Here is a 16,194-nt window from a genome sequence, read left to right as displayed (position 1 = left end):
CATGGCCGGGCAACTGCATTTCGAGCACTGGCCGCCGGGCGTGCCGCGGCATCTGACGCTGCCGCAGACGCACCTGTTCTACAACGCCGAGGTGTCGGCCCAGCGCTTTCCCGACAAGCCCTTCATCGTCTTCTACGACTCGGTGCTGAGCTTCGCGCGGTTCCGCGACGAGGCCGAGGCGCTGGCCGGCTGGCTGCAGCACGAGGTCGGCGTGAAGCGCGGCGACCGCGTGCTGCTGGACCTGCAGAACAGCCCGCAGTGGGTGCTGGCCTTCTACGCCATCCTGCGCGCCGACGCAGTGGTGGTGCCGGTGAACCCGATGAACCGCTGCGAGGAGCTGCGGCACCTGGTGGCCGACAGCGGCGCCACGGTGGCCTTTGCCGGGCAGGAGCTGCTGGACGAGCTGCGGCCGCTGCTGGGGCAGGGGTTGGAGCGCGTCGTCGTGGCCACCTACAGCGACCACCTCACGACGCCGACCGAGCTGCGCGTGCCGGACTTCGTGTCCGCGCCCCGTGCCCCGCTGGACGACCCGCGCCTGACGGCGTGGAACGGCGCGCTGGCGCGCGGACTGCGGCCGCTGCCCATGCAGGCGGGCCCGGACGACCCGGCCGTGATGCCCTACACCTCGGGCACCACCGGCAGCCCCAAGGGTTGCGTCCACACCCACCGCAGCGTCATGAGCACGCTGGTGGGCGGCACCACCTGGTTCTCGCGCACGCAGGACGCGGTGTACCTGGCCGCGCTGCCCTTCTTCCACGTCACCGGGCTGTCGGGCAGTATGAACGGGCCGCTGTACGTCGGCGCCACCGTGGTGGTGCTGCCGCGCTGGGACCGCGATGCCGCGGCGGCGCTGATGCAGCGCTACCGCGTCACGGTCTGGCAGGCCATCACGGCGATGGTGGTGGACTTCGTGGCCAACCCCCGGCTGACGGAGTACGACCTCTCCAGCCTGCAAGGCATCCGCGGCGGCGGCGCCGCCATGCCCGAAGCCGTGGCACATCGGCTCAAGGCGCTCACGGGGCTGGACTTCGTCGAGGGCTACGGCATGTCCGAGACCATGGCAGCCACGCACATCAACCCGCCGCAGCGGCCCAAGCCGCAGTGCCTGGGCGTCCCGGTGTTCGACGTCGATGCCCGCGTCATCGATCCCGTGACGCTGCAGGAGCTGCCGCAGGGCGAGAGCGGCGAGATCGTCGTGCACGGCCCGCAGGTCATGCAGGGCTACTGGAACAACCCGGGTGCCAACGCCGGGGCCTTCATCGAGATGGACGGCAAGCGCTTCCTGCGCACCGGCGACCTCGCGCGCATCGACGAGGACGGCTACTTCTTCATGACCGACCGCCTCAAGCGGATGATCAACGCCTCGGGCTACAAGGTCTGGCCGGCCGAGGTCGAGGCGCTGATGTACCGCCACCCCGCGGTGCAGGAAGCCTGCGTAATCGCCGCGCCCGACGCCAAGCGCGGGGAGACCGTCAAGGCGGTGGTGGTGCTGCGCCCGGGCTTCGAGCACCTGACGGAGCAGGACCTGATCGACTGGGCGCACGAGCACATGGCGCCCTACAAGAGCCCGCGCATCGTGCAGTTCGTCAGCGCGCTGCCCAAGTCGGGCTCGGGCAAGGTGATGTGGCGCCAGTTGCAGGAGGCCGAGGCCGGGGCCGCGGGAGCGCGGGCATGAGGGCGCTGGTGTGCAGCGCCTTCGGGCCGATCGCCGACCTGCGCCCGGGCACGCTGCCCGATCCGGTGCCGGGCGAGGGCCAGGTGCTGATTGAGGTGAAGGCGGCGTCGGTGAACTTTCCCGACGCGCTGATCGTGCAGGGCCGCTACCAGGTGCGGCCTGAAGTGCCCTTCGCGCCGGGGGCCGAGGCCTCGGGCCTGGTGCGCGCCCTGGGGCCGGGCGTGCAGGGTTTCAGTGTCGGCGATGCGGTGGTGGCCTCCACCGGCCACGGCGCCTTTGCGGAGCTGTGCCTGGCGCAGGCTGCCAAGGTGTCGCGGCTGCCGCCGGGCATGGACTTCGAGCAGGGTGCGGCCTTCGTGCTGACCTATGGCACCTCGCTGCACGCGCTGCAGCAGGTGGGGCGGCTGCAGGCGGGCGAGACGCTGCTGGTGCTGGGCGCCGCGGGCGGCGTGGGGCTGGCGGCCATCGAGATCGGCAAGGCGCTGGGCGCGCGCGTGATCGCCGCGGCCTCCAGCGAGGAGAAGCTGGCGTTGTGCCGCCGCGGCGGTGCCGACGAAACGGTCGATTACACCCAGCCCGAGTGGCGCCGCCGGGTGGAGGCGCTGACGGACGGGCAGGGGGCCGACGTGGTCTATGACGCCGTGGGTGGCGCGTACGCCGAAGCGGCGCTGCGGGCCACGGCGTGGCGCGGGCGCTACCTGGTGGTGGGCTTCGCGGCAGGCGAGATCCCGCGGCTGCCGCTCAATCTCGCGCTGCTCAAGGAGCGGCAGATCCTGGGCGTGTTCTGGGGTGAGGCGATGCGCCGCGACCCGGCGCAACACACGGCCAACATGGCGCAGCTGGGGCGCTGGTTCGCGCAGGGGCTGCTCAAGCCGGCCATCACTGGGCGCGTGCCGCTGGCGCAGGCCGGCGAGGCCATCCAGCGCCTGGGGGACCGGCGGGCGATGGGCAAGCTGGTCGTGCTGCCGGGGATGCAGGCATGAACAGCTACCGACTGGATGAGCTTGCGGCGCGGGTCGGCCAGCCGCTGGGCTGCAGCGAGTGGGTGCGGGTGGACCAGGCCTGCATCGACCGCTTCGCTCAGGCCACCGGCGACGCGCAGTGGATTCATGTGGACCCGGCACGCGCCGCGGCTGGACCCTTCGGCGGCACGGTGGCGCACGGCTACCTGACGCTGTCGCTGCTGCCGGCCCTGTCGGCCATGGCCTTTCGCGTGGCCGACAGCCCCATGGGCGTGAACTACGGCCTCAACCGCGCGCGCTTCCCTGCGCCGGTGCCCGTGGACAGCCTGCTGCGCGGGCACTTCACGCTGCTGCGCTGCGAGCCCTGCGAGGGCGGGTTGCAGCTCACGACCGAAGTGCGCGTCGAGCGCCAGGGCAGCGACAAGCCCGTGTGCGTGGCCGAGACGCTGTCGCGCCGCTACCGCTGAAAGCATTTTCTCGATGGCCGCTGAAGGCCACATCAACCGGAGACAACGATGACTGCCACCTCCAAGACCCGCCGCCTCCTGCTGGCCGGCTGCGCCGCCGCGCTGCTGGCCCCGGCCGGGGCCGCACTGGCGCAGGGCTTCCCGAGCAAGCCCATCACGCTGGTCGTGCCCTGGCCGGCGGGCGGCTCGACCGACCGCCACATGCGGCTGCTGGCCGAGCTCGCGTCCAAGCACCTGGGGCAGAACATCATCGTCGAGAACAAGCCCGGTGGCGGCGGCACGCTGGGCCCGGGCACGATGGCGCTGACCGCCAAGCCCGACGGCTACACCATCGCCCAGTTCCCCATGGGCATGCTGCGCGTGCCGCACATGCAGAAGACGGCCTGGAACCCCCTCACCGACTTCAGCTACATCATCGGCGTCTCGGGTTACACCTTCGGCTTCACGGTGCGCGCCGACTCGCCCTACAAGAGCTTCAACGAGTACATCGAGGCCGCGCGCAAGGCGCCCGGCAAGCTGGACTACGGCTCCACGGGCATCGGCACCAGCCCGCACCTGCTGATGGAGGAGCTGGCCGAGAACGCCAAGGTGCAGCTCACGCACGTGCCCTTCAAGGGCAACGCCGACCTGCAGCAGGCGTTGCTGGGCGGGCATATCAACGCGCAGAGCGACGCCACCGGCTGGGACAAGTTCGTGGACAGCGGCCAGATGCGGCTGCTGCTGACTTTCGGCGAGCAGCGCACCAGGCGCTGGCCCAACGTGCCTACCGCCAAGGAGCTGGGCTACAACGTGGTGTCCTCCTCGCCCTACGGCATCGTCGGCCCCAAGGGCATGGACCCGGCCGTGATGAAGACGCTGCACGATGCCTTCAAGAAGGCCATGGACGACCCGCGGCACCAGGAGCTGATGGAGCAGCTCAACCAGCAGGTCTGGTACCGCAGCGGCGAAGACTACCGCAAGTGGGCGGCCGACACCTTCCAGCGCGACAAGGCGCTGATCGAGCGGCTGGGCCTGGCGATGAAGTGAGCCGCGACCGGACCGTTTTCGTGTGGGGGCGCTTGGGGCGCCCCTTTTCCCTGGGAGCCTTGCCATGACCTTGATGAACCGCCAGATCCTGCTTGCCTCGCGCCCCCAGGCCGCGGCGAGCACCGACAACTTCAAGCTGGTCGAGACGCCGCTGCCGCCGCTGCAGGACGGGCAGGTGCTGGTGCGCCACCACTGGCTGAGCCTCGATCCCTACATGCGCGGGCGCATGAGCGACGCCAGGAGCTACGCGGCACCGCAGCCGCTGGGCGAGGTCATGCTTGGCGGCACCGCGGGCGAGGTGGTCGAGTCGCGGCACCCGAATTTCGCGCCGGGCGACAAGGTGGTGGGCATGGGCGGCTGGCAGCTCTACCAGGTGGCGGATCCTTCGCAGCCCGGCGCGCTGCGCAAGGTGGACGACAGCCGGGTCCCGCTGCAAGCCTACCTGGGCGTGGTCGGCATGCCCGGCGTGACGGCCTGGTACGGCCTGCACCGCATCCTCGACCCGCAGCCCGGGCAGACCGTGGTAGTCAGCGCGGCCAGCGGCGCCGTGGGCGGCGTGGTGGAACAGCTGGCCAAGCGGCGCAGTGCCCGGGTCGTGGGCATTGCCGGTGGCCCGGAGAAATGCCGCTTCGTGGTGGAGGAGCTGGGCTTCGACGCCTGCGTGGACCACCGCGCGCATGGCGACCTCGCCTCGCTGGCGGCGGCGCTGCGCGAGGCCTGTCCGCGGGGCATCGATGGCGACTTCGAGAACGTGGGCGGGCGCGTGCTCGATGCGGTGATGCTCAACGCCAATGCCTTCAGCCGCGTGGCGCTGTGCGGACTGATCGCCGGCTATGGCGGCGAGGACGTCCCGATGGCGAACCCGCGCCTGATCCTCACCAGCCGCATGCGCATCGAGGGCTTCATCGTCAGCGAGCATCCCGAGGTGTGGCCGCAGGCGCTGCAGGCGCTGGGCGAGCTGGTGGCCCGCGGCGAGCTGAAGTACCGCGAGAGCGTGGCCCAGGGCCTGGAAGCGGCGCCCAGCGCCTTCCTGGGCATGCTGCAAGGCCGGAACTTCGGCAAGCAGCTGGTGCGGCTGGACTGATCTTGCAGCTGGGCTTGGGCTCGTCTGTCTTCGATCGTTGCCCTGGCTTGCATGCGCGGCCCTCATTGCGTCCACAAGGATGCAGGAATGCATCGATACCGGCGTCGCCTGGCAACGTCAGTGCCCCGTGAGTCGTACACAACAGTTCTGCACTGCAGAATATTGTCATAAGTAATGGAACATTAGCTTTGACCATTTGCACCGATCAAGGCGTTGTTATCCCTATTGGTGGCGCCATCGGGCAGATGCAGGCAATCCCGGTTGCCATGCCGTGCTCATGTCTGTAGATTCCGCATAGCAGAAGCAAGTTCTGCGTGGATATGAGGATGCATTTCATGACCCGGACCCTGGAGATTCCCAGCCTGCGCGAGGCCGTGACGCCGCAGGAGTGGCAGGCGCGCGTGGACCTGGCCGCGTGCTACCGGCTGGTGGCGCTGTTCGGCTGGGACGACCTGGTGTTCACCCACATCTCGCTGCGGGTGCCGGGACAGCCCGACCAGTTCCTCATCAACCCCTACGGGCTGTGCTTCGAGGAGATCACGGCCTCCAGCCTGGTGAAGGTGGACCACGAGGGCCGGCCGCTGATGGACAGCCCCTTCGATATCAACCCGGCGGGCTTCGTCATCCACAGCGCGGTGCACGTCGGCCGGCCTTACGTGAACTGTGTGCTGCACACGCATTCGCTGCACGGCACCGCCGTGTCGGCGCAGGCCGAGGGCTTGCGGCCCATCTCGCAGCAGGCGGCGCTGGTGCTGCCGCGGCTGGCGTATCACGGCTACGAGGGCCTGGCGCTGCGCGAAGCGGAAAAGGCCCGCCTGGTGGCCGACCTGGGATCGCGCAATTTGATGGTCTTGCGCAACCACGGCTTGCTGGCCTGCGGCCGCAGTGCGGCGGAAGCCTTCAACGGCATGTACCTGCTGGAGGCGGCCTGCCGCATCCAGGTGCTGGCGCAGTCCGGCGGCGGCGCGCTTGTGGAGGTGCCGCAGGACATCGTGGACGGCATGCCGCAGCAGAGCCGCGAGGTCACGCGCGGCCAGGGCGCGGACCTGGTGTGGCCCGCCCTGCTGCGCCGCCTGGACCGGCGCCTGCCCGGCTACGACGCCTGAGGTCCGCCATGGCCATCCTGGTGCTGTCCCGGCCCTTGCCGGCGCAACCTTTCGTCGAGGCGCTGCGTGCGCTCGCGGGCGACACGCCCGTGTGGACGGAAGGAGATGACTTCGACCCCCGCCGCGTCGAGGCGCTGCTGGCCTGGCGGCTCAAGCCGGGCATCCTGCCGCGCTACCCGGGCTTGCGCGTACTGTGCTCCACCGGCGCGGGCGTGGACAAGCTGATGGTGGACGACCTGCCCGCGGCGCTGCCCGTCACCCGGGTGGTGGACCCGCTGCAGGCGGTGCAGATTGCGCAGTACGTGGTCGCCTGCACGCTGCGCTTCACCCGCGAGCTGCCGCGCTACGAGGCCCAGCAGGCGGGTGCGCAGTGGCTGCGCCATCTGGCGCGGCCGCCTGAAGGGTGCCGGGTCGGCGTGCTGGGCTTGGGGGCGGTGGGGCAGGCGATCGCGTGCGCGTTCGCGCCGCTGGGCTTCGAGGTGGCGGGCTGGGCGCGCCGCCCGCGCGAGCTGCCCGGGGTGCAGGTGTTCGCGGGCCGCGAGCAGCTGGGCGCGCTGCTGGCGCGCAGTGACATCCTGGTCAACGCGCTGCCGCTGACGCCCGACACCGGCGCGCTGCTGGACCGCCACGCGCTCGGCGCGCTGCCGCGCGGGGCCTTCCTGGTCAACGTGGGCCGCGGCGAGCACGTGGTCGAGCCGGACCTGCGCGCGCTGCTCGACGACGGGCACCTGGCCGGCGCCGCGCTGGACGTGTTCGAGCGCGAGCCGCCTGCAGCGGGCAACTGGGTGTGGACGCATCCGAAGGTGCTGGCGACGCCGCACATCGCGGCGCAGGCCGCCTTCGAGACCGTGGCCGCGCAATGCCTGGACGCGCTGCGGTGCGCACGTGCCGGCCTGCCGCAGCCCCACGCCGTGGATCGACAGGCAGGCTACTGAGCCCTGCGCCACGGCCGGATCCGTCTTCGTCAAGGACAGCTTCATGACCGACACCCGCAACCTGCCCGGCTTCGACGCGATGCCGGAGCGCATCCGGCTGCATGCCCGACTCGCGCCCGAAAGGCCGGCGCTGGTGGTGGGCGGCCGCCGCCTGAGTTACGCGCAGCTCGATGCGCTGATGGACCGCATCGCCGCGGCCCTGCAGCGTGAGGGCCTGCGGCCCGGCGACGCGGTGGCGGTGTGCGCCGCCATCTCGCTCGAATACGCGGCGCTGTTCCTGGGCGCGTTGCGCGCCGGCGCGGTGGTGGCTCCTCTGGCGCCGGGCGCCACGCCCGCCGGCCTGCAGCGCATGCTGGCGGACGCCGACGCGAAGCTGCTGTTCCTCGACGCCTCGGTCCAGCCGGGCGAGGGCGGTCCGCCGCGCATTGCGCTCGACGGCTCGGCCGCGGGACATGCGCTGTCCGGCTGGATGGAAGGCGCCGGGCGGCCCGCGCCGGTCACGATCCAGCCCGGGTGGCCCTTCAACATCATCTATTCGTCGGGCACCACCGGCGATCCCAAGGGGATCGTGCAGCCGCATTCGATGCGCTGGGCCTATGCGCTGCGCGCCGCGCGCTACGGCTACGGGGCCGATACCGTCACGCTGCTGTCCACGCCGCTGTACTCCAACACCACGCTGGTGGTGTTCTTCCCCACGCTGGCCTTCGGCGGCTGCGTGGTGCTGATGCCCAAATTCGACGCCCGCGGCTACCTGGCGCTGGCGCAGGAGCACCGCATGACGCACACCATGCTGGTGCCGGTGCAGTACCAGCGGCTGATGGCGCTGCCGGACTTCGACGCCTTCGATCTTGGCAGCACCCGCTACAAGTTCTGCACCAGCGCGCCGTTTCCAGCCGAGCTCAAGGCCGAGGTGCTGAGGCGCTGGCAGGGTGGGCTGGTGGAGTTCTACGGCATGACCGAGGGCGGCGGCAGTTGCGTGCTGGAGGCGCACCTGCATCCGGACAAGCTGCACACCGTGGGCCGCCCGGCGCCGGGACATGAGCTGCGCCTCATCGATGCCCAGGGCCGCGAGCTGCCGGCCGGTGACCCGGCCGCCGTCGGCGAGGTGGTGGGCCATTCCGGCGGGATGATGCGCGGCTACCACAAGCGCCCCGAGGCCACGCGCGAGGCCGAATGGTTCGATGCCGCGGGCAAGCGCTTCATCCGCACCGGCGACATCGGGCGCTTCGACGCCGACGGCTTCCTGACGCTGCTGGACCGGCGCAAGGACCTGATCATCTCCGGCGGCTTCAACGTCTACCCGAGCGACCTGGAGGCCGCGTTGCGCGAGCACCCGGCCGTGGCCGACGCCGCCGTGGTGGGCGTGCCCAGCGCGCGCTGGGGCGAGACGCCGGTGGGCTTCGTCGTCAGGCGCGAGGGCGGGGCTGTGGGCGAGGACGAATTGCTGCAGTGGGCCAACGCACGGCTGGGCAAGACGCAGCGGCTGGAGTCGCTGCATTTCATCGACGAGCTGCCGCGCAGCGCCATCGGCAAGGTGCTCAAGCGCGAGCTGCGCGAGCGGCACCGGGCCGCCTGAACACGCCAAGGAGACAAGACATGATGCAACGCCGCCGATTCAACCTCGGCCTGGCCGCGGCGCTGGCCGCGCCGGCCGCCGCCTTCGCGCAGGACTGGCCTGGCAAACCCATCCGCCTGATCGTGCCGTACCCGCCGGGCGGTTTCACCGACGTGACGGCACGGCTCATCGCCCAGAAGCTCGGCGAGCGGCTCGGCCAGACGGTGGTGGTGGACAACAAGTCAGGCGCCAACGGCACCCTGGGCGTCGATGCGCTGGCCAAGTCGCCGGCCGACGGCTACACGCTGGCGGTGGTGATCGCCGCGCATGCGGCCAACACCTCGCTGTACGCCAAGCTGCCCTACGACCCGCGCAAGGACCTGGCCGCCGTGTCGCTGATCGGCATCTCGCCGCTGGTAGCGGCCGTCAACAACGACGCGCCGTTCAAGACCGTGCCCGAGCTCGTGGCCTATGCGAAGAAGAACCCCGGCAAGGTCAGCTTCGGCTCCAGCGGCAACGGCTCGGCGGTCCACCTGACCACCGAGCTGCTGAAGTCCGTGACGGGCGCGGACATGGTCCACATCCCGTACCGCGGCGCGGCCGCCGCGCTCACCGACCTCATGGGCGGCCAGATCCAGCTGTTCATGGACGCCGCGCAGGGGCTGATCCAGCCCGGCCGCAGCGGCAAGGTGCGCCTCATCGGGGTGGCAGCCGAGAAGCGGCTGCCGGTGCTGCCGGAGGTGCCCACCTTCATCGAGCAGGGCCTGAGCGGCTTCACGGGCAGCACCTGGGCCGGGCTGCTGGCGCCCGCGGGCACGCCGCAGCCGATCCTGCGCCGGGTGTCCGAGGAGGTGGCGCAGATCGTGCGGCTGGACGACGTCAAGGCCAAGCTCGACGCCATGGGCACCATCCCCGTGGGCAGCAGCCCCGCGGAGTTCGACGCCTTCATCAACGCGGAGACGGCGAAGTGGGGCAAGGTCATCCGCGAGGCCAAGGTGGTGCTGGAGTGAGCATGGACAACACGCTGATCAGGCGCCGCGAAGGCCCGGTGCTGGTGCTGACCCACGACAACCCCGGGGTGCGCAACGCGCTCTCGCCCGCGTTCTACGCGGCGCTCGCGGCGGCGCTGGCCGAGGCGCAGGCCGACGCGCAGATCGGCGCCGTGGTGCTCACCGGCGCCGGGGGCTTCTTCTGCGCCGGCGGCGACCTGCGCCAGCTGGCGCGGCGCCGCGAGCTGGCGGCCGAGGAGCGGCGCGAGCGGCTGGAAGGGCTGCACGACCTCGTGCGCACGATCCGCGGCTGCGGCAAACCCGTCGTCGCCGCGGTAGAGGGCGGCGCGGCCGGCGCGGGCGTGTCGCTGGCGCTGGCCTGCGACCTGCTGGTGATGGCGCGCGACGCCTACTTCAGCGTTGCCTACGTCAAGGTGGGCCTGACGCCGGACGGCGGAGCCACCTTCTTCCTGTCGGAGCTGATGCCGCGCCAGTTGCTGACCGAGCTGTGCCTGACGGGCGACCGGATCGGGGCCGAGCGGCTGGCGCAGTTCGGCGCGGTGAACCGGCTGGCCGACCCTGGCCGGGCCGTGGACGAGGCGCTCGCGCTCGCGCAGCGCCTGGCCGCGGGCCCGGCGCGGGCCACGGCCCGCATCAAGGACCTGTGCCGCCGTGCCGCCGGTGCCACGCTGGACGAGCAGCTGGAGCGCGAGGCGCGCCACATGGTGGACGCGCTCGGCGATGCCGAATCGGCCGAGGGCATCGCAGCCTTCTTCGACAAGCGCGCGGCCGACTTCCGCGCGCTGCACGGTGCCCCCGAGGCCAGGACGAAATGACGACGACTTCGACCCTTTCCGCACCGCTGCCCCTGGCGGGCGTGCGCGTGCTCGATCTCTCGCGCGTGCTGGCCGGCCCGATGTGCGCGATGGTGCTGGGCGACCTGGGCGCCGAGGTCATCAAGGTGGAGCATCCGCGCCGCGGCGACGACACGCGCGACTGGGGCCGGCGCGTGGGAAGCACCGAGACCGCCTACTTCAACAGCGTTAACCGCAACAAGCGCTCCGTCGCGCTGGACCTGCAGACGCCGCAAGGGCAGGAGCTGGCGCGCGCGCTGGCGCTCCAGAGCGACGTCGTGATCCAGAACTTCAAGCTCGGCGGCGTGGAGAAGATGGGCCTGGGCTACGAGCAGTTGCGCTCGCAGCGGCCGGGCCTGGTGTACTGCTCGATCTCGGGCTACGACCGCAGCGGCCCGGAGGCCGCGCGCCCGGGTTACGACCTGCTGGTGCAGGGCGAGGCCGGGCTGATGGCGCTCAACGGCGAGGCCGACCGACCACCGCTGAAGTTCGGCATCGCGGCGGTGGACATGTTCACCGGCATGTACGCGGCGCAGGCGGTGCTTGCTGCGCTGTACGAGCGCGAGCGCGGCGGCCAGGGCCGGCACATCGAGATGGCGCTGTTCGACTGCGGGCTGATGATCACGTCCTATTACGGGCTGGAGGCGCTGCTGCTGGGCGAGGACCCGCCGCGCTACGGCAATGCGCATCCGTCGATCGTGCCCTACGGCGTGTTCGATGCCGCGGACGGGCCGCTGGTGATCACGGTGGGCAACAACAGCCAGTTCCAGCGCTTTTGCCGGGAGGTCATCGAGCGTCCGGAGCTGGCCGGGGACCCGCGTTTCCAGACCAACCTGGACCGCTCGGCCCACCGTGCCGAGCTGCTGCCGCACATCGAGCGCGAGCTGGCCCGCCGCACGCGGCGGGAGCTGCTGGACCGGCTCAACGCCTGCGGCATTCCCTGCGGCGAGGTGCTGGGCCTGCGCGAGGCGCTGACGTCGCCGCGGGCGGTCGATGCGGGGCTGGTGACGCAGCAGCCGCATCCCGAGGCCGGCAGCACGCCGGTGCTGGCGCCGCCCTACCGCTTCGACGGCCTGCGCCCGCCCGTGCGCCGGCCCCCGCCGCAGCTGGGTGGCGACACGCGGCAGGTGCTGCAGGAGCTGCTGGCCCTCTCTGACGACGAGATTGCGGCGCTGCAGGACCGCGGCGTCGTCTGAAGCACAACCGGCGCAGGGCGCCAAGGCGAGGACTTTCTTATGCACCAGGCTGACTGGCCGACGGCGGCCACCGCGCTGTTCGGGACACGGCTGCCCATCGTGGCGGGCGGATTGATGTGGCTGTCGAATGCCGACTACGTGGCCGCTGCCGCGCGTGCCGGGATGATCGGCTTCATCACGGCGGCGAGCTTTCCCGAGCCCGGGGCGCTGCGGGCGGAGATCCGGCGCTGCCGCGAGCTGTGCGAGGGCGGACCTTTCGGGGTTAACGTGTCCATGCTGCCCAAGCTCGTGCCCGGTGAGAAGACGCGCGAGGTTTTCGAGACCATCGCCGAGGAGGGGGTGCGCTTCGTCGAGACCTCGGGGCGTAATCCCGAGGCCTTCCTGCCGCCGCTCAAGTCCGCCGGCATCAAGGTGCTGCACAAGGTGCCGGCGGTGCGCCACGCCGTGAAGGCGGCCTCCATCGGCGTCGATGCCGTGGCCATCGTCGGCGCCGAATGCGGCGGGCACCCGGGGCTGGACATGGTGGGCACCATCGTCAACGCCGCGTGGGCCCAGAGCCGCCTGGACATCCCGTACCTGATCGGCGGCGGCATCGGCCATGGCTCCCAGATTGCGGCGGCGCTGGCGATGGGCGCCGCGGGCGTGGTGGTTGGCACGCGCTTCGTCGTTGCCGACGAGGTCTGGGCGCATGCCGACTACAAGCGCCGCCTCGTGGAGGCGCAGCCCACCGACACCGGGCTGTGCATGCAAAGCATCGGCAACACGGTGCGCACCCTGCGCAACGAGACCACGCGTGCCGTCCAGGCGCTGGAGGCCACGCAGCCGGGCGTGACGATCCAGGACCTGATGCCACTGGTGTCAGGTCAGATCGGCCGCCATGCCTACGTCAGCGGCGACTGGTCGAAGGGCCTGCTGTCCGCCGGCCACGCCCTGGCTTTCGTCGATCGCCTGGAGCCGCTGGCCGCGATCGTCGCGCGGCTGGAGGCGCAGATGCGCGAGGCGCTGCGGCGTCTGGCGCCGTTTTCCATCCTGCATGGCGCCGAAGCCCGGCGTTCCTGATTCTTCCAGCAGCGAAGGCAACCCATGAAAGACCATCACGACACCCGACGCCGCCTGCTGGCCCTGGCCGGCACGGCCCTGGCCACGACAGCCTGGCCCGGTTGGGCGCGAGCCCAGGGTTTTCCATCGCGTCCCCTGACGCTGGTCGTGCCCTTTGCCGCGGGCGGTACCACCGACATCCTGGGCCGGCTCGTGGGCAAGCAGCTCGGGACCCGGCTGGGCGTGGCGGCGGTGGTGGAAAACAAGGCCGGTGCGGGTGGCAACATCGGGGCGGCCCAGGTGGCCAAGGCCTCGCCCGACGGCCACACGCTGCTGGTGGGCACCGTGGGCACGCATGCCATCAACCAGGCGCTCTACAGGAAGCTGCCCTACGACCCGGTCAAGGACTTCGCCCCCATCGCGCTGATCGCCACGCTGCCCAACGTGCTGGTGGTGCATCCCTCGCTGCCGGTGCGCAACGTCAGGGAGCTGATCGCGCACGCCAAGGCCCAGCCCCGCAAGCTCAGTTACGCCTCCGCGGGCAACGGCACGTCCATTCACCTCTCGGGCGCGATGTTCGAGCAGATGGCGGGCGTGCAATTGCAGCACGTGCCCTACCGCGGCAGCGCGCCGGCGGTGGCCGACCTGATCGGTGGCCAGACGGTGCTGATGTTCGACAACCTGCCTTCGGCCTTGCCGCACATCAAGTCGGGCGCACTGCGCGCGATCGCGGTGACCTCGGCCTGGCGTTCGCCCGCCCTGCCCGAAGTGCCTACCGTCTCGGAGAGCGGTGTGCCCGGCTTCGACGCCAGCTCGTGGTTCGGCCTGTGGGCGCCCGCCGCGACGCCGGCCGCGGTGCTGGCCCGGCTGGTGGCCGAAGCGCGCGCCGGCCTGGAGGAGGCCGAGGCACAGCGCGTCATGGCCGGGCAGGGCGCCGAGCCCGGCCGGATGAGTCCCGAGCAATTTGCGGCCTTCATCCGCCAGGAAGCCGACAAGTGGGCGGAGGTCGTGCGACAAGCCAATGTCACGCTGGAGTGATGCGGGACTTTTTCAGGACATCAAGCGGGTTTACTTCAGGCGGTTGGACCTGCTCGATGTCCTGCCAGCTCACCGGCTTGGTGCGGTGGTGGTCGAACCCGGCTTGCGCGCTGCGGCGCCGATCGTCGTCGCTGCCCCAGCCGGTCAGCGCCACCAGCGTCAGCGCCTGCGATGCAGGCTCGGTGCGCAGCCTGCCGAGCCACCCCGTAGCCGTTCAGGTCCGGTAGCCCGATGTCCAGCAGCACCACGTCCGGACGCCAGCTTCCGGCCTGGGCCAGCGCAGCCTGTCCACCGTGTACCGCCTGTGCCTCGTGCCCCAGGAGCTGCAGCATCATGACCAGGCTCTCGGCGCCGTCCACGTTGTTGTCCACCACCAGCACGCGGCGCCGTGCCGGTGCGGCTGGCGGCGTGCCTGACGGTTGCAGGTTGCCTGCCTTTCCGGGCGCGGCCGTGAGCGGCAGCCACACGGCAAAGGTCAGTATCTCTTCCAGCGGCAGCTGCCAACGTATCGCGTCGTACGTCGCCTCTAAAACGGCCAGCGTCTTTTCCGCGGCCTTGATATAGCGTCCCAGGATCCTACTGCGGTTGAAAATGCCGCAGGATGGCGGCAACAGCACAAAGCCATTGCGGTGTCGCATCCTCGCTGCACGAGTTTGGCTACCAAGTCGATCGCGCATGCAAAGCTTGTTTCCTGTCCTGAGCGTGCTTGGCGGCGTGCTGATGCTGTTTGCCGGCACCATGCTGGTACCGCTGGCCTTCGCCTTCTTCGGAAACGACGCGGTGCAGGCACGCGGCCGCAGCATCACGGCCTCCTTGCGTCGCAGCCCGAGCGCGTGCATCACCGCCAGCTGGGTCCCGACGTAGCGGTCGTGGGCGGTGATCCGCTCGATCAGTGCATCGACCTCGATGCCGTGGCCGCTCCAGCTGCGGTCGCGCTCCGCGGCTTCGTGGCGCTGGTACTGGGCCGGCACGAGCCCGTAGTGCTCCGGTCCGTGCACCAGGCCCGGCTTGCCCGTCCACAGCGCCAGTCCACGCAGGAAGCTCAGGTAGGTCTGGACCGTCGGCGGCGCCAGCCGTTCCTGTTGCCACACCCGGACCATGGCGTGCACATGCCGGTAGCCCAGGTTGCGCGGGTCGGGCAGCTTCCTGAAGCCGGCCTTGGCCTGCAGGTCGGGGAAGAAACGGCGCAGGAATGCCGCGCGGTCGTGCCGCGTCTTGTGCGACACCGTCTTCTCCAGGACCGTATGGCCCGCGTTGAAGAGCGTGATGAGCACTTCCAGGACTTTCAGCGGATCGGCCCGGCCGGGCCGATGGCGCGCCAGTATCTCGGCCGGGCTGGCGCCAGACCATTCCTGCCGGCGTGAGGGCTGGTCCATGTGGAGGCCGGGCGTAACGGCTCCGGTCTGGACGCGGCGTCGAGTGGACGGCTTCGTGGCCTTCATGGTGGCCTCCTCGTTGAACTGCACGACGTCTTGGACGGTGGACGGAGTCCGCGCGAACATCCTCTGCCGGAGGCGGACTCCGAGAGCCGGCAGGGCGTGGTCGCGGAATCGACGACAGCGCGCGACCACGAGCGCCGCTGTCGCCACCCAGGGCTTTGCCGGCTCCAGAGGCGCCGGCCCGGTCGGTCTTAAAAATGGACAGGTGATCCGGCCCGCGTATGCATTTCGGCAATCACGGGGTGGTCGATGGCGCGCGGCCCCGTCGGGTCTGCGTGTCATCCGCGCCGGGACGGTCGTCCCGGGCGCCTCTTCGGATCGGTTCCTTCTCGGACATCTCCTTCCACCCGCATGGGTTGCACCCCTGACCGGTGTCTCCAGGGTGCGTCCGGGTTGACGAGCGAGGGGCGCGCGGGGAGCCCTTTGGCCACATGGCCGCGCGAGGTGCCGGGCACGTGCTCGACGAGGAAGGCGGAGCTCGGCGCCGGCCTCGGGGGCCGGCGCGGGACTCTGCGCCGGGACGCATCCAGCGGGATGCGCCCAGCGCGTGGGCGTGCAGGCCCCAGGGCCTGCACGGAACCACTCGGGCCGTGACATCCATCGGGATGGCGGCCATGCCGACAGCGGCCGGCGTGCTGCATGGGCGGGTAACGACCGCAACGCCTTTTCGACGACGCGATGTGTCCAGGGCAAGGAGCCTGTGGGAGAAACTGCAGTGGACGCCCGTGGGAGCGCGCGGACCCGTCGAAAGGGCAGTGGTTTCGGGGGGCTTTCGACACCAGGGCGCAACTCGCGCGTTTATCCGCGCGTATTCGCACAAAGGCCGTTCG

Annotated in this window: 14 protein-coding genes; 13 read left to right on the top strand and 1 reads right to left on the bottom strand. The window is 70.9% G+C overall.

What is annotated here, in order from left to right; translation table 11 throughout:
- The first annotated feature begins 1 nt into the window (after position 1).
- From H537_RS0115000 to H537_RS0114940, 13 genes are all read left to right on the top strand, one after another.
- Positions 2–1,675, top strand: coding sequence for a long-chain fatty acid--CoA ligase (locus tag H537_RS0115000; RefSeq protein ID WP_028998559.1), 1,674 nt, complete (start codon positions 2–4; stop codon positions 1,673–1,675).
- Entirely contained in the window at positions 1,672–2,658 is a 987-nt protein-coding gene (locus H537_RS0114995; protein ID WP_028998558.1) for an NADPH:quinone oxidoreductase family protein, read from the top strand. The genes H537_RS0115000 and H537_RS0114995 overlap by 4 nt, the downstream gene beginning before the upstream one ends.
- Entirely contained in the window at positions 2,655–3,104 is a 450-nt protein-coding gene (locus H537_RS0114990) for a MaoC family dehydratase (protein WP_028998557.1), read from the top strand. Before H537_RS0114995 ends, H537_RS0114990 begins: the two co-directional genes overlap by 4 nt.
- A 48-nt stretch (positions 3,105–3,152) precedes the next feature.
- Positions 3,153–4,130: a tripartite tricarboxylate transporter substrate binding protein gene (locus tag H537_RS0114985; protein WP_028998556.1), complete on the top strand. Its 978-nt coding sequence runs from the start codon at positions 3,153–3,155 to the stop codon at positions 4,128–4,130.
- 64 nt (positions 4,131–4,194) lie between these two features.
- Positions 4,195–5,214 carry an NADP-dependent oxidoreductase gene (locus tag H537_RS0114980; protein WP_028998555.1) on the top strand — a complete coding sequence of 340 codons (1,020 nt, stop codon included), beginning with the start codon at positions 4,195–4,197 and terminating at the stop codon, positions 5,212–5,214.
- A gap of 335 nt (positions 5,215–5,549) precedes the next feature.
- Positions 5,550–6,320 carry a class II aldolase/adducin family protein gene (locus tag H537_RS0114975; RefSeq protein WP_028998554.1) on the top strand — a complete coding sequence of 257 codons (771 nt, stop codon included), beginning with the start codon at positions 5,550–5,552 and terminating at the stop codon, positions 6,318–6,320.
- 8 nt (positions 6,321–6,328) lie between these two features.
- The gene (locus H537_RS0114970; RefSeq protein ID WP_028998553.1) at positions 6,329–7,255 is read left to right on the top strand and encodes a 2-hydroxyacid dehydrogenase; all 927 of its coding nucleotides are present in this window, start codon (positions 6,329–6,331) and stop codon (positions 7,253–7,255) included.
- A 43-nt stretch (positions 7,256–7,298) separates the two neighbouring features.
- A complete protein-coding gene (locus H537_RS0114965; RefSeq protein ID WP_043458890.1) occupies positions 7,299–8,831 on the top strand; it encodes a class I adenylate-forming enzyme family protein in 1,533 nt (510 codons plus the stop codon).
- 20 nt (positions 8,832–8,851) lie between these two features.
- The gene (locus H537_RS0114960) at positions 8,852–9,820 is read left to right on the top strand and encodes a tripartite tricarboxylate transporter substrate binding protein (RefSeq protein ID WP_051242671.1); all 969 of its coding nucleotides are present in this window, start codon (positions 8,852–8,854) and stop codon (positions 9,818–9,820) included.
- 2 nt (positions 9,821–9,822) lie between these two features.
- Positions 9,823–10,635 (top strand): oxepin-CoA hydrolase, alternative type, encoded by an 813-nt coding sequence (locus H537_RS0114955; RefSeq protein ID WP_028998550.1) that lies wholly within the window; start codon positions 9,823–9,825, stop codon positions 10,633–10,635.
- Positions 10,632–11,849: a CaiB/BaiF CoA transferase family protein gene (locus H537_RS0114950; RefSeq protein WP_028998549.1), complete on the top strand. Its 1,218-nt coding sequence runs from the start codon at positions 10,632–10,634 to the stop codon at positions 11,847–11,849. The genes H537_RS0114955 and H537_RS0114950 overlap by 4 nt, the downstream gene beginning before the upstream one ends.
- A gap of 39 nt (positions 11,850–11,888) precedes the next feature.
- Positions 11,889–12,908: an NAD(P)H-dependent flavin oxidoreductase gene (locus tag H537_RS43215; protein WP_051242669.1), complete on the top strand. Its 1,020-nt coding sequence runs from the start codon at positions 11,889–11,891 to the stop codon at positions 12,906–12,908.
- A gap of 24 nt (positions 12,909–12,932) precedes the next feature.
- Entirely contained in the window at positions 12,933–13,925 is a 993-nt protein-coding gene (locus H537_RS0114940; RefSeq protein WP_028998548.1) for a Bug family tripartite tricarboxylate transporter substrate binding protein, read from the top strand.
- Positions 13,926–13,960: 35 nt separating this feature from the next.
- Here H537_RS0114940 and H537_RS55635 read toward each other — a convergent pair whose 3' ends face one another.
- A complete protein-coding gene (locus tag H537_RS55635; RefSeq protein WP_310733017.1) occupies positions 13,961–15,367 on the bottom strand; it encodes a response regulator in 1,407 nt (468 codons plus the stop codon).
- Positions 15,368–16,194 lie beyond the last annotated feature (827 nt).

Origin of the sequence: Azohydromonas australica DSM 1124 (genome assembly GCF_000430725.1) — a bacterium.
Taxonomy (GTDB): domain Bacteria; phylum Pseudomonadota; class Gammaproteobacteria; order Burkholderiales; family Burkholderiaceae_C; genus Azohydromonas; species Azohydromonas australica.
The sequence above is the reverse complement of the archived record's forward strand: the minus strand, read 5'-3'. Positions and strand labels throughout refer to the sequence as shown.